This is a genomic window from Amycolatopsis sp. NBC_01307, from assembly GCF_035975215.1.
GTDB lineage: Bacteria > Actinomycetota > Actinomycetes > Mycobacteriales > Pseudonocardiaceae > Amycolatopsis.
Genome location: NZ_CP108403.1, coordinates 6135807 through 6149580, shown reverse-complemented (window position 1 = coordinate 6149580; position 13774 = coordinate 6135807). Strand labels below are relative to the sequence as shown.

The following is a 13774-nucleotide window of genomic DNA, read 5'->3' as shown; positions in this document are numbered from 1 at the left end:
GTCACGAACACGAAGATGCCGGCGGCGAGCCACTGCCCGCCGATGTCTTGTTCCGATCCTGCCGAGGCCGGTCCGGTAGCTCGTCTTCATTGTTGCGAATTCCGTTGTGTCACAAGGAGAATGCGCACTGTTCCGGCGTGAACGGCCAGCGCAAGGCGGGAGATGCGGCGTGCGGCGCCGGGGTGTGACGCTGGCCGCATGACTGAGTTCAAGGGCAGGACAGTTCTCATCACCGGCGGTGGGAGCGGCATCGGTTTTGCCACCGCGAAAAAACTGGTCGACGCGGGCGCGAACGTGGTGCTCGCCGGTCGGCGCGTCGAGAAGATCGATGCTGCGGCAAAGGATCTGGACCCCAGCGGCGAGCGGGTCCTCGCCGTGGGCACCGACGTGTCCCGGCTGGACGACCTGGACGAGCTGGTCGAGCAGATCAAGCGTCGTTTCGGCCGGCTGGACGGCATCTTCGCCAACGCGGGAGTGGCCATGGCCTTCTCCATCCCGCGGGAGTTCACCGAGATCGAGTTCGATCAGATCGTCGGTACGAACTTCAAGGGCGCCTTCTACACGATCCAGAAGGCCTCGGCGCTCTTCGACGAGGCCGGCGGCGCCGTCGTGGTCAACGGCACCGTCCTCGTGCAGCACGGCATGGGGCTGGCCATGGGGCTGGCGACGGCCTACTCCACGACGAAGGCCGCCGTGACCAACCTGGCCCGCGCCCTCGCCGCCGACCTCGGCAGCCGGGGGATCCGGGTCAACGCGGTCACCCCCGGGTTCATCGACACGGAGATGTTCGACGAGCTCGCCCCGATCGACGAGGTGCGGGAGATCTGCCGCCGCCAGGTCCCGATCGGCCGGCTCGGCCAGGCCGACGAGGTCGCCGACGCCGTGACCTTCCTGCTGTCGCCGCGTGCGGCGTACATCACCGGGCAGGCGCTCGGGGTCGACGGTGGCCTCGGTGGCTCCCTGCCGATGAGTGGCGCCGCGGCCTGACCACCCCTCGGCGTACTCGGGCCGGAGCCGTTCCAGCGACGTCCCAGCGCGGGGCGCACGGGGAACGAATCCACACGGTCACAACGAGTACGAGACGAGGAACAACATGCCAAACCGTCGGGACTTCCTGCGACTGGGCGTAGGTGCCGGCGCGGCCGCGGTGCTCGGCACGACCGCGGCCGCGGCCGCGAGCGGCGCGGTGTCGTCCGGTCGCGGCCGGGCGATCGACTGGAAGGCGTTGCGTCGCCACGTCGCGGGCGACGTGGTCCTGCCGGGTGAAGCGGACTACGACCGGGCTCGCGTGGGGGCGAGCTCGCAGTTCGACGCGATCCGGCCGCAGGCGGTCGCGTACTGCGAGTCGAGCGCCGACGTGGCGACGGTCCTGCGCTTCGCCGGGGACAACGCGCTGCACCTGGTTCCGCGCAGCGGCGGGCACAGCTTCGGCGGCTACTCGAACACGACCGGGGTCATCCTGGACGTCTCCCGGATGAACAGAATCCAGGTCAACGGCGCCACCGTCACCGTCGGCTCGGGGACGCAGCAGATCGACGCGCTCGCGGCGCTGTCCCCGCGCGGGCTCATGCTCGCCGGCGGCCAGTGCGCGACGGTCGGGGTGGGCGGTTTCCTGCAGGGCGGCGGGATCGGGATGCTGACCCGCAAGGCGGGCCTCGGCGCCGACCGGATGGTCGGCGCCGACGTCGTGCTGGCCGACGGCCGGAAGGTGCGCGCGTCCCAGCAGGAGAACCCCGACCTGTTCTGGGCCCTGCGCGGCAACGGCGGCGGCAACTACGGCGTGATCACGAGCTACGAGCTCGCGCCCGTGCCGGTCACCTCGATGGTCAACTACACCGTCGCCTGGCCGATCGACGTGGCGAAGCAGGTCATCGAGACCTGGCAGCCGTGGGCGATCGGCGCGCCGTGGGACCTCGCCGCCTCGATGTCGGTGTACACCCCCGACGCCGCGACCGTGCCCTCGGCGGTGGTCGCCTACGGCGCGTGGTTCGGCACCCAGGCCGCGCTCGAGAGCCTGCTCGACACCCTCGTCGCGCAGGTCGGGGTCGCGCCGACCGCCCGCGTCGTGGGCCAGAAGGCCCCCCGTGACGCGATGCTGGAGTGGTACGGCTGCAGCCAGCTGACCACCGACCAGTGCCACCGGGTCGGCTACTCGTCCGCGGGGCAGATGCCGCGGACGAACTTCTACCGCACCCGCAACCGGATGTTCGGCGGTCCGGCGCCCTCGGTGGACGCGCTGCTCGCCGCCTACGAAGCCGACCCGCGCCCCGGGCAGTTCAAGATGCTGTACTTCGAGACCCTCGGCGGCCAGGCCGGCGTCCCGGACCGGCGCGCCACCGCCTACGTCCACCGCAACAGCCGGATGCTGTGCGGCTACTCGGTTTCGCTGAACAATCCGAACTACGTCGCCGAGGACGCCACGGCCGGCGAGCAGTGGCTCACCGGCGGCTTCGCCGCGCTGGACCGGCACTCCCTCGGCGAGAGCTACCAGAACTTCATCGACCCGGCCCTCCCGAACTGGCAGGCCGCCTACTACGCGGAGAACTACCCGAAGCTGGTCGCGGTCAAGCGGCGCTACGACCCGCACCGCTTCTTCCACTTCGACCGCGCCATCGGCTGAAGTCCCGCACCACAGCAACGAAAAGACCGGCCGGCCCGAGTGGGCCGGCCGGTCTTTTCTTCGTACCGCGGTGTTTCCGGATCAGACCACGTGCACGTCAGGCACGTACAGCAGCCACTTGCCGCCGTCCGCGACGAACTCCTGCTCCTTGGCCATGATCTCCTCGGCGTGGTTCCACGCGAACAGCAGCGCGTAGTCGGGCCGGTTCTCGGCGAAGTCCGACGGCGGCCGCACCGGGATGCGCTGCCCCGGCGTGACGAGCCCCTGCTTCGCGTCCGTCGAGTCGCTGATGTACTCGACCAGGTCCGGTCCGATGCCGCAGAAGTTGAGCACCGTGGCGCTCTTCGCGGTCGCGCCGTAGCCGACCACGCGAGCGCCCGCGGCGCGCAGCTCGGTCAGCTTCGCCACGAGGGCGGTCCGGATCTCCAGCACGCCCTCGGCGAACGTCTGCAACGTCGCGGGGGACGTGAGCTCACGCTCGGCCTCCTCCGCCAGCAGCGCCTCGACCGCCGCCGACGGCGTGCGCGCGCCGAGCCGGGCGATCGTGTAGCGCACCTCGCCGCCGTGCACCGGCAGCCGCCGCACGTCCACGAGGTCGAAACCGAACCGGTTCGCCGCGGCCCGCACCGAGCGCGCGGAGAAGAGGTAGAAGTGCTCGTCGTAGATCTGGTCGAACGACCGCTTCGCGACGATGTCGCCGAGGTAGGGGTCCTCGAAGACGAACACGCCGTTCGGCGCGAGCAACGCGTCCACGCCGCGGAAGATCGAGTCCAGGTAGGGGATGTGGCAGATGGTGTTGGCCGAGTAGATGACGTCGGCCGGCCCGTCGGCGGCGGCGGTCTCCCGGGCCGTCGACTCCTCGAAGAAGTCGCCGCGCACCCGGATGCCGGCCGCCCTGGCCATCTCGGCCGGGTGACCGGACGGCTCGAAGCCGAGGTGGCGGACGCCGGCGTCCCGGATGGTCCCGAGCATGACGCCGTCGTTGCTGCCGATCTCGACGATGAACGGGTCGTCGCCGGCCAGCTCGGTCTCCAGGAAGTCCCGGGCCACGCCGCTGAAGTACTCGGTCATGTACCGCGAGCCGGACGAGGTGAACGGGTAGTCCTCGTGGAACATCTCCTCCCGCGGCACCTCCTCGACCAGCTGCACCATCGTGCACGTCGTGCAGTGGCCGACGGCGAGCCGGAAGAAGAACTCGCCGGAGGTGTCCTCCGGGGTGCGGAAGCGCTGGGATACGGGCTGGCTGCCCAGGTCGAGGAACTCCTCGACCTGGCCGCCGCACACCCGGCAGCTGACGTCGGATGGGGTAACGCTGTCCCGATCGGTCACGGGGTAATCCTCCTCGTCGTTCGTTCGATGGCGCGGCTCAGAGGTCCGCGATCACGTCGCGGAGCGCGCCGATCACCTTGTCCTGGGTGTATTCGGGCAGCGACGGGTACATGGGCAGCGAGAAGATCTCGCCGGCGAGCCGTTCGGTGACCGGCAGCGAGCCGGTGGCGTAGCCGAGGTGGGCGAACCCGGTCATCGTGTGCACCGGCCACGGGTAGCTGATGTTGAGCGCGATGTCGTAGGCGGCCAGCCGTTCGATGATCGTGTCGCGCTGCGGGTGGCGCACGACGTAGACGTAGTAGACGTGCTCGTTGCCGGGCGCGGTGACCGGCAGCCGCAGCCCGGGGAGGTCGCCGAGTCCCTCGGCGTAGCGGTCGGCGATCGCCCGCCGGGCCGCCACGTAGTCGTCGAGGCGGCGCAGCTTGCGGCGCAGGATCTCGGCCTGCAGCTCGTCGAGGCGGCAGTTGTGGCCCGGCGTGCCGACCACGTAGTACTGCTTCTCCATGCCGTAGTAGCGCAGCCGGCGCAGGTTTTCGTCCACAGTGGAGTCAGTGGTGAGCACCGCGCCGCCGTCGCCGTACCCGCCGAGGACCTTGGTGGGGTAGAAGGAGAACGCGGCCGCGTCGCCCATGGTCCCGGCCGGGCGGCCGTGGTGGCGCGCGCCGTGCGCCTGCGCGCAGTCCTCGAGCAGCACCAGGCCGTGCTCGTCGGCCAGCCGGCGCAGCGGGGCCATGTCGGCGCACTGGCCGTAGAGGTGCACCGGCAGCAAAGCCTTGGTGCGCGGCGTGATCGCGGCCGCGACCTGCCCGACGTCCATCAGGAAGTCCTCTTCCCTGATGTCCACGAACACCGGCGTCGCGCCGGCGCCGTCGATGGCGAGGACGGTCGGGGCCGCCGTGTTGGACACGGTGATGACCTCGTCACCCGGGCCGACGCCGAGGGCCTGCAGCCCGAGCTTCACCGCGTTGGTCCCGTTGTCGACGCCCGCGCAGAGCCCGCCGCCGTGGTAGTCGGCGAACTCCGCCTCGAACCCGCTCACGCTCGGCCCGAGCACGAGCTGACCCGACTCGAAGACCGTCGTGACCGCGTCGATCAGTTCGGCCTTCTCCATCTCGTATTCCAGCAGGTAGTCCCAGACCCGAGTCGTCACGTGAGCTCCTTCTTCGTCGCCTCCGCGGACCGTGCGGCCCGGACGTTCATGTAGTTGCTGTCGTGATCGAGCCCGAGGGCCTGCGCGCTGAGGTAGTCGACGGCGTCCGGGTAGGTGTAGGGCTGCATGAAGCAGCCGGCGCGGGCGTCGCGGTAGAGCCGGGCGAGCGGGTGCCCCGCGGTGAACGAGGCGCCGCCGGTCAGCGTGAGGCAGTCGCCGACGATGTCCGGCACCACCTTGTTGACGTGCTGCTTGGCGTACTGGAACGGGAGCATCATGAGCCGGCCCCGCTCGTCGAGGTCCCCGCTGAGGTCCACGTTGGCGATGTCCGCGTTGGCCAGTGCGGAGCCGACGGTGGCGCGGACGCTGTAGAGCCGCGTGTCGATCTCGGCGACGAGCGTGCGGACCGCCGCGGCCGGGGTGCCCTTCCGGCGCGCCACGGCCGCCACCGCGATGTCGCGCGCGGCCTGGGCGACCCCGACGTAGACGCCGAGGTTCGCGCAGGAGCTGACCGTCTGCCCGGCGAGCCCCACGTCGCTGCGTGTCCCGACGACCCCGCGCAGCAGCACGTTCTCGTCCGGCAGCAGGCAGTTCTCGAAGACGATGTCCACGGTGCCGGACGCCCGCATGCCGAGGCCGTCCCAGTTGTCGATGATCGTCATCCCCGGGGTGTCCGCGGCCAGCACCGGCGCGGCCAGCCGGTGCGGCTCGCCCTCGACCCGCGTCTCGGCGGAGACGATCACGTGCTTGGCGATCCCGGCCATGGTCACCAGCGTCTTGCGGCCGTTGAGCACCCAGCCCTCGCCCGACCCGGCCCGGGTCAGCGTGGTGACGCCCGAGTGGTGGTCCTTCACCCCGCCGCACACCGGGTCGCCCGCGGCCATCAGCTTCAGCACCTGCGCGGCCAGCTGCTGGGCCGCCGGCGAACCGTGCTTCCACTCGTACTGGAAGGTCAGGCCGCGGCTGAACTGGGCGTGCAGCACGAGGGCCGTCGACGCGTCCGCCTCGGCGACCCGGCTCAGCGCGACGGCGACGTCGTAGAGGCTGCGCACCCCGAGGCCGCCCAGCTCGGCCGGCACCGTGCCGCCCAGCACGCCGTTGCGGCCGTACGCCTCGATGACGTCGACCGGCAGCGTGCCCGCGCGGTCGTGGTCCGCCGCACCGGCTCGCACGGCCGGGAGGTGCTCGTCGATCAGGTCGAGCAGCGCGCGTCCCTCCTCGGTGACCGGCTGGTAGAGCGCGCCGGATGCCCGGTGGATCACGGTTTCGGTCAGCATGTCGTCCCCACAGCTCCTTGTGCGCGGTCCGCGCTCAGTCGAAGAGGCGCACGGCCCCGGTGTTGATGGCCGCCAGCAGCGTGCGCGCCTGGATGTTCACGTAGTGGCCGTGCCGCATCAGCGAGCTGAGCTGGTTCGGCGTCACCCACTGGTAGCCCTCCGGCGGCTCCAGCGGCGCCTGTGCTTCGTCGGCCTCGACGATGAGGTAGCGGTTCTCCGCGTTGAGCAGGCGGCCGCCTTCCTCGGACTGCACCGAGGTGTAGCGGACGCGTTCCGGTGCGGCGTCGAGGACCAGGTTGAGGAACCGCGACCGGGACGACCCGTCGAGCGGGTGGTACTGCGGGGTGCACTGCACCGTCGGCCCCATCTCGACGCCGTTGCGGAACCCGCCCTCGGCCCGCGCGTGCACCAGCAGGTGCGGCACGCCGGCGAAGTGGCGCAGCACGAAGGCGGTGAGTCCGAAGTGGACGGGTTCGAGCAACGGCTGGCTCCACTGGGTGACCTCCCGGCTGTCGGCCCGCACGGACACGGCGACGACCCGGAAGTACCAGTCCCGCTCGTGCTTGACCGTCCACTCGTCGCTCGTCCAGTCGCCGACGTCGTTGAGCGGGATGTGCCGGGCGTGCACGTCGTAGCGGGACCGCTCCGCGGTGAACCACGAGAGCACGTCGGCGTCGGAGTGCAGCGCGCCGTCCTCGGCCACGTTCGCCGGGGCGCAGGCCAGGACGGTGCGGGTGTCCATGTTGATCACGTTGTCCTGCCACAGCAGGTCGCCGGCCTGGCCGAGGGTCAGCCAGCAGAAGTCCTCGCGCGCGGGGACGTCCTCGTCGACCTCGATGATCATGTTCCGGTTCACCTTGCGGGAGAACCAGGAGCCGTGCTCGGACTGCAGCACGTCCGCGATCACCTTGCCGCGCCCGGGATCGAGGAAGTACTCGAGGTAGGGCACCGACGCGCCCTTGTGCACGCCGGTGTAGTTGCTGTGGGTGGCCTGCACGGTCGGCGAGAGCTGCAGCGGGTTCGGGTTGCCCGGCTCCATCTTGGCCTGCAGCAGGCAGTGCAGGACGCCGTCGAACTCCTTGACGAGGATGCCGAGGATGCCCACCTCGGGCTGCACGATGATCGGCTGCTGCCAGTGCCGGTAGGAGCTCGGCGAGCCGCCGTCCACCGTGACGTCGAGCCCCTCGATGGTGAAGAACTTCCCGCTGCGGTGCGCGAGGTTGCCGGTCTCGGGGTGCGTGGACCAGCCGTCGAGCTCGGTGAACGGGATCCGGTCCACCTGGTAGCGGTGGGCCCGCGCGCGGCCGGCGAGCCAGCCGGTGACGTCGGCGGTGTCGTGCAGGTGGTCGCCGTGCTTCGCCGCGGCGGAGCGGGCGAGCCGATCGGGCAGCGACAGGTCCTCGCGGGGCTCGAGCCGGACTGGTGCCGCGGCGCGCTCGCCGGGCGGCACGATCCGGGCGAACCGGCCGACGACGGAGTCGCTCAGCGCGGTGCCCCGGACCGACGCGCCGTCGAGCACGATCGAGTCCGTGAGCGTGGCCGCGTGGATCACGCAGTCCTCGCCGACCGCGGTGTTCGGGCCGATCTCGCTTTCGGCCACGACGGTGTGGGCGCCGACGATCGCCGGCCCGACGATCCGGGACCGGACCACCCGCGCCCCGCGCTCGACGACGACCGGGCCGACCAGCTTCGTCTCGGCGTCGACGGCCCCGGCGACGTCACGGTGCAGTTCGCCGAGCAGGTGCCGGTTGCACTCGAGCACCGCGTCCGGGGACTCGACGGCCCGCCAGAAGCCGAAGTACTCCTGCGCACCGACTTCGACGCCCCGCTCGTGCAACCAGCGGATCACGTCGATGATGCCGGGCTCGGCCGCGTCGCCGGCGGCGGCGGAGACGGCCGCGGCGGCGTCGTGGATCCCGGCGGTGAAGAAGTACGCGCCGATGACGGCCAGGCCGTCGCCGCCGGCGTCCGCGAGGTGCTCCGGCAGGCAGCGCACGAGGCCGTTGTCGCCCACTTCGGCCACGGCGAACGCGCTCGGGTCCGGCACCTTGTGCACGAGCAGCTGCGCCACCGGCCGGGTGGAGCGGAACTCCGCGGCCGCCGCGCCGAGGCCGTCGGCGAGCAGGTTCGCGCCGGAGTACAGCAGGAAGTCGTCACCGTCGAGGAAGTCCCGGGCCGCGGCGAGGGCCGGCAGGATCCCGGGTGGACCGTCGTGGGGGAGCACGCGCACGCCGTTGCCGACCGCGCCGAAGTTCTGCGACTCGCGGTCGTCGATGACGATCCCGATGTCGCTCACCCCGATGTCGCGGACGGTCTCCAGGACGTAGTCGAGCAGGGGCTTGTTGGCGATCCGGACGAGCTGGGCGGGCGTGGACCGATCGAGCGGGTGTCGCCAGTCGTCCCAGCCGCCCGGCAGCACCAGAGCCTTCATTAGCCCGTCCCTTAGTCGCCGTTACGGAGGAGAACTTCCTGTACACACAGTGAACTCGCCGGTGTTCGGCAGGCATCTCCCGACTTGCCTTTCGTCCACGGCAACGACTTCTCGCGACAGCGCAACTCCGGAGATGCCCGGGACAGCGCCGGGAAGAAGGGTGGTGGCATCTGCCCGAGAAGAGGAGCGATCCCCATGACCGAGCCAGAACGTCCACTCGTCGCCGTGCTCGGCGCGTCCGGCTTCATCGGCTCGGTGGTGACCGCGGCGCTCGCCGAGCGGCCCATCCGGCTGCGCGCGGTGGGTCGCACCCGCAGCGTCGTGCCGGCCGGTGGGGCCGCCGACGTCGAGATCCGCACCGCCGACCTGACCGTCCGCGAGGAACTCGCCGACGCGGTGGCCGGCGCGGACGCGATCGTCCACCTGGTCGCCCGCACCACCGGCTGGCGCGAGCCCGGCGCCGAGGCGGCCGGCGAGCGCGTGAACGTCGGCGTGCTGCGCGATCTGCTCGACGTGCTGCGCGAACGCCGGGACCCCGGCAAACCCGCGCCGGTCGTCGTCTACACCGGATCGACGTCCCAGGTCGGGGTGCCGCCCCGCACCCGGCTCGACGGCACCGAGGCCGACCTGCCGGAGATCCCGTTCGACCGGCAGAAGCTCGCCGCCGAGCAGCTGCTGCTGGCGGCCGGCGCGGCGGGCGTCGTCCGGGGTGTGTCGCTGCGCCTGCCGACGGCGTTCGGGCACAGCCCCGTCACCGGCGCGCTGGACTCCGGGGTGCTCACCTTCATGGCGCGCCGCGCGCTCGCCGGCGAACCGATCACGATGTGGCACGACGGGACGGTGCAACGCGACCTGCTGTACGTGCGCGACGCCGCGAGCGCGATCGTCGCCGCGCTGGACCACGCCGACGCGCTGGCCGGGCGGCACTGGCTGATCGGCACCGGCGTCGGCGCGCCGCTCGGCGACGTCTTCCGCACGATCGCCGCGCTCGCCGCCGAACGGACCGGGACCGAGCCGGTGCCGGTCGTGTCGGTCGAGCCGCCCGGCGTGGTGTCGGAGACCGACCTGCGCAGCGTGGTCATCGACGCCGGCGCGTTCCGGGCGCGCACGGGCTGGCGCCCGGCGGCCGACCTGAACGAGGCGTTGCGGGCCACCGTCGAGGCCGCCTGACGCACACCAGGAGACGTCCGGGTGGACGTCCCGGTGCTGGACTGACCGCACGAAAGCCCTGCAGGAGGAGCCACGCATGCGAGTTCTCTTCGCGCCCGTCCGCCACCCGAGCCGCTCGCCACAGCTCTTCCCGCACCCCGGGGCGCTTCCCGCCCTCGCCGAACTCGCCACCAAGCACCGGAGCGGATCGTGACCGAATCGGACACCTCGCAAACGCTGTCCCTGCAACAGGAATTCATCAACGCGCTCGACAAGGGCGACGAGATGGGCTCGTTCGGCCCGGCCTACGTGCTGGCTTCGGCGTGGCGGCTGCGCGGGCCGGTCGACCCGGCCGTGCTGGCCGGCGCGCTGGACGACGTCGTGGCCCGGCACGAGATCCTGCGTACTCCGGTGTCGCGCGGGACGTCCGTCGCGCTGCCGGCGGACCCGGCGCCGGCGCCGGTGCAGCTCGCCGTGCACGACCTGAGCGGGACGCCGCTCGACGAGCGCGACCTGCGCGGTGAAGAGCTGCTCAACGCCGTCGAGGCGGGGCGCTACCCGGCGACCGAGCTGCCGCACCTGCGGGCCGCGCTGGCCGTGTTCGCCCCCGACGACGCCGTGCTCGTGCTGCTGGTCCACCACCTCGTCGCCGACGGCTGGTCGATGGGCGTGCTCATGCACGACGTCGCCCACTTCTACGCGGCACGCAGCGGTCACGACGTGCCCGCGCTGCCGCCGGCCCGGCAGTACCACGAGTTCGCCGCCGCGCAACGCGCCGGCCTCGGGGACAAGTCGGTCGCGAAGGCCGTGGCGTACTGGGGCGAGCAGCTGGCGGGCGCCGAGATCTCGGTGATCCCCGCCGACCGGCCGTTCGCCGGGAAGACCGCGGTCTACGCGGCCCAACGGTTCCTGCTCGACGCCGAGCTCACCACCGCGACGTCCAAGCTGGCGAAGTCGCTGCGCGCCTCGCCGTTCATGGTGTTCCTCAGCGCGTACAACCTCCTGCTGCGCGAGCTCACCGGCTCCGACGACATCGTGGCGGCGTCGTTCAGCGCGGGCCGCGGGCTCGGCGACTTCCACCACGCGGTGGGCCCGTTCCTCAACTTCGTGCCGCTGCGCACGAAGCTCGCCGGCAGCCGCACGTTCGCCGACGTCCTCGACCGCACCCGGACGTCGTGCCTCGGTGCCTACAGCCACGAGCTGCCGTTCCCGCTGATCGCCGGGGCGGCCCCCGACCTGATGGGGCCGGCGATGGCGCCGGAGCGCGACCTGCCCGCGTTCGAGCTCCTCCAGTTCCCGGCGGACAAGAGCAGCGAAACGGTCGGCGGGCTCGCCGTCACCGAGCTGCGCCGGCGGCTGCTGTCCCAGGACGTCAGCAGCGGCATCCCGGACGGGATCGTGTGGGCCCTGGACGTGCTGCCCACCGGGGAAACCGTCGCCAGCCTGAAGTTCGACACCAACCTCTTCGACGCGGACACCATCCGGAGCTGGGGGCACACGTTCGAGCGGATCCTGCGCGCGGCGGTGACCGATCCGGACGCCGCGTTGCCCGAGTGGTCGCCGGCCGTTGCGGAGACAACGGAAACGCCCGCCGCCAACCCGGCCGCCGCGGCCCTCGCCGCCGCGCTGATCGAAGCCGAGGACGCCCGCAAGGGTGAGCTGGCGATCCTGCTCGGTCTCGCCGTCGAAGCCGAAGAGGGGCAGCCGGCGGGTCCCGTGACCGCCGCCGTGCGTGCCCACCTCGACGGCTACCTGTCGATCTGGCGGGAGACCACGGACGAGGCGCTGTCGCTGGCGCTGCTGTACCTGGTGGCGCACTTCCCCCAGGACCGGACCCGGGTGCTCGACACGGCGACGACGTTGCCGCTCGACCCGGAGGACCTGTCCCGGCTGGGTCGCGCGCTGGCCGAGCTGGACCCGAGCGACCCGGACATCGGCCGGGTCTTCCCGCACCCGGCCGCGTGGGAGCTCGACGAAGCCGCGCGCCGGTTCGACCAGGCGCGGATCAGCGCCCTCGGTGCCGAGAAGATCGCCGAACTCTGGCAGGAGGACACCGAAACCGTGCTCGGCCACCTCGGCGTGAAGGCGCGCTGGGCGGTCCGCAACGGACCGGTGCTGCCCGCGTCGTCGGACTCCGTGCCGGACCGCGACCTCCAGCCGGCCGCCGCCGGAGCGGAACTGCTGGCGCAGCACGCGGCGGCGTTCCGCTGCCCGGGCTGCGGTGGTTCGCTGCGGCTCGAGGGCAACCTCGCCACGTGCGAGGCGTGCTCGAACGCCTACCCGGTCGAGAAGGGCATCCTCGACCTCACCGCCCGCGCCGGCGAGACCGGTGACGACTTCCTGCTCAAGCTGGCGCAGGTGCCGAGCATGGGGCACTACTACGAGGCGCACGCCCGGCCGAACTTCGTGCGGCTGTGCGGATCCAACTGGGCCGGTCAGGTCCTGCCGTCCGACGAGGACGACTACATCGCCACGCACGTGCGTCCCGTCGACGGCCCGGTGCTCGACCTGGCGGCCGGTGCGGGCCGGTGGACCGAGGTGCTGGCGAAGACCGTCGGCCCGGAGCGGGTCATCGCGCTCGACCTGCTGCTGCCGATGCTCGTCACGTTGCGCGGCCGGCTTCCCGAGGTGCCCGCCGTGCTGGCGAGCGCCGCCACGTTGCCCTTCGGTGACGCGTCGCTCGGCGCCGTGCTGTGCTGGAACGCGTTGCAGGCCTTCCCGGCCCAGGCCCCCGCGGCCATCGCCGAGGTGGCCCGCTGCCTGCGCCCGGGCGGGACGTTCACGGTGCTGACGTTCCGCAACTCCGACGACCCGGTCTACCGGTACTTCGCGCGCCGGCACCGGTTCCCGGCGCACAACGACGGCTTGACGCTGTTCGACCGGGACGAGCTGGTCGGCTGGCTGACCGACGCGGGGCTGGAGATCGAGGACGAGACGACGCCCGGCACGTTCCTGATCATCAACGCCGTGCGTCCGTGAGATCCACGGTCCCGCGGGGGCAGCAGCGCAAACCCCGGCCGCCGGCCACACTTGCCCGCCCGATCGAGCATCGGGTGTGGTCGTGGCCGGTGGCGGGGCTGCTGCTGCTCGCCGCGGGCGTGGTGCTCCACCTGAGTTTCATGTTGCCGCACTTCCTGCCGGAGTTCGTCGACCCGGCCGTTCCCGCGGTCCGGGTGCTGCACGGCTCGTTCGGCATCCTGGCCGTGCTCACCGCGTTCGTGCAGATCTGGCCGGGACTGCGGCGGCGGTGGCCGCGCCTGCACCGGTGGAGCGGTCGCGCCTACGTCTTCGCGGGCGTGCTGCCGTGTTCGGTCATGCTCGTCGGGTTGCTGTTCGCCATCGGCAACCCGGCGAACACGGCCAGCTTCTTCTGGGGCACGGTGTGGGCGGTCACGACCGCGATCGCCTGGCGGGCCGCCCGGCGGGGCCAGATCGACAAGCACCGGCAGTGGATGTCCTACAGCGTCGCGCTGACCCTGGTGGTCACCACGAGCGCCGGGCTCGTCGTCGCCGCGCCGCTGCTCGCCCCGCTGGTCAGCCCGGCCCTCGTCGTCGACTCGATCGACTGGCTGCCGTGGGTGCTGCACCTCGCCGTCGCCCACTGGTTCGTGGTGCGTGGCAAGAGCGCGTCCCGGGCGAAGAGCGTGCCGGTCGCCGGTGACCCGGTCGTCATCGACCTCGCGCAGCGAGCCGCCGGCCGGCGGCGGCGTCCGGGCGAGCACGAGGCAGCCGCGGCGTGACGGCACCCGCCCGGCGGGCCGGCGCAAGGCTGGAGACGCCGCGCGATCTCGAGAGCAAGCAGACTGAACACCAGTTGG

General features: G+C 72.0%; 9 protein-coding genes. 5 read left to right on the top strand and 4 right to left on the bottom strand.

From position 1 onward, the window contains the following. Positions 1-198 precede the first annotated feature (198 nt). Both OG439_RS26340 and OG439_RS26335 read left to right on the top strand, forming a co-directional pair. Complete coding sequence (locus tag OG439_RS26340) at positions 199-987, top strand: SDR family NAD(P)-dependent oxidoreductase (protein ID WP_326943506.1); 789 nt, start codon at positions 199-201, stop codon at positions 985-987. Positions 988-1093: 106 nt separating this feature from the next. Next, entirely contained in the window at positions 1094-2620 is a 1527-nt protein-coding gene (locus OG439_RS26335; RefSeq protein ID WP_326943505.1) for an FAD-binding oxidoreductase, read from the top strand. An 81-nt stretch (positions 2621-2701) separates the two neighbouring features. Here the strand turns inward: OG439_RS26335 and OG439_RS26330 are convergent, their stop codons facing one another. Genes OG439_RS26330 through OG439_RS26315 form a run of 4 tightly spaced genes read right to left on the bottom strand, consistent with a single transcriptional unit; the run spans position 2702 to position 8807 of the window. Beyond that, complete coding sequence (locus tag OG439_RS26330) at positions 2702-3949, bottom strand: class I SAM-dependent methyltransferase (protein WP_247055595.1); 1248 nt, start codon at positions 3947-3949, stop codon at positions 2702-2704. 37 nt (positions 3950-3986) lie between these two features. After that, on the bottom strand, positions 3987-5099 hold the full coding sequence (locus OG439_RS26325; protein ID WP_326943504.1) for a DegT/DnrJ/EryC1/StrS family aminotransferase: 1113 nt from the start codon (positions 5097-5099) through the stop codon (positions 3987-3989). After that, positions 5096-6376: an acyl-CoA dehydrogenase family protein gene (locus OG439_RS26320; RefSeq protein WP_247055590.1), complete on the bottom strand. Its 1281-nt coding sequence runs from the start codon at positions 6374-6376 to the stop codon at positions 5096-5098. Before OG439_RS26320 ends, OG439_RS26325 begins: the two co-directional genes overlap by 4 nt. Positions 6377-6410: 34 nt before the next feature. Next, positions 6411-8807: an NDP-hexose 2,3-dehydratase family protein gene (locus OG439_RS26315; RefSeq protein WP_326943503.1), complete on the bottom strand. Its 2397-nt coding sequence runs from the start codon at positions 8805-8807 to the stop codon at positions 6411-6413. A gap of 195 nt (positions 8808-9002) precedes the next feature. Here OG439_RS26315 and OG439_RS26310 point away from each other — a divergent pair, with 195 nt between their 5' ends. The 3 genes from OG439_RS26310 to OG439_RS26300 all read left to right on the top strand — a co-directional run bounded on the left by OG439_RS26310 (position 9003) and on the right by OG439_RS26300 (position 13696). Next, positions 9003-9977 (top strand): NAD-dependent epimerase/dehydratase family protein, encoded by a 975-nt coding sequence (locus OG439_RS26310; protein WP_326943502.1) that lies wholly within the window; start codon positions 9003-9005, stop codon positions 9975-9977. Between the two features lie 189 nt (positions 9978-10166). Next, positions 10167-12935 (top strand): condensation domain-containing protein, encoded by a 2769-nt coding sequence (locus OG439_RS26305; RefSeq protein ID WP_326943501.1) that lies wholly within the window; start codon positions 10167-10169, stop codon positions 12933-12935. Continuing rightward, positions 12932-13696, top strand: coding sequence for a DUF2306 domain-containing protein (locus tag OG439_RS26300; RefSeq protein WP_326943500.1), 765 nt, complete (start codon positions 12932-12934; stop codon positions 13694-13696). The genes OG439_RS26305 and OG439_RS26300 overlap by 4 nt, the downstream gene beginning before the upstream one ends. Positions 13697-13774 lie beyond the last annotated feature (78 nt).

Coding starts and splice junctions, on each gene's coding strand:
- OG439_RS26320 (WP_247055590.1), bottom strand. CDS start 6,376: ATGCTGACCGAAACCGTGATCCACCGGGCATCCGGCGCGCTCTACCAG.
- OG439_RS26340 (WP_326943506.1), top strand. CDS start 199: ATGACTGAGTTCAAGGGCAGGACAGTTCTCATCACCGGCGGTGGGAGC.
- OG439_RS26335 (WP_326943505.1), top strand. CDS start 1,094: ATGCCAAACCGTCGGGACTTCCTGCGACTGGGCGTAGGTGCCGGCGCG.
- OG439_RS26310 (WP_326943502.1), top strand. CDS start 9,003: ATGACCGAGCCAGAACGTCCACTCGTCGCCGTGCTCGGCGCGTCCGGC.
- OG439_RS26315 (WP_326943503.1), bottom strand. CDS start 8,807: ATGAAGGCTCTGGTGCTGCCGGGCGGCTGGGACGACTGGCGACACCCG.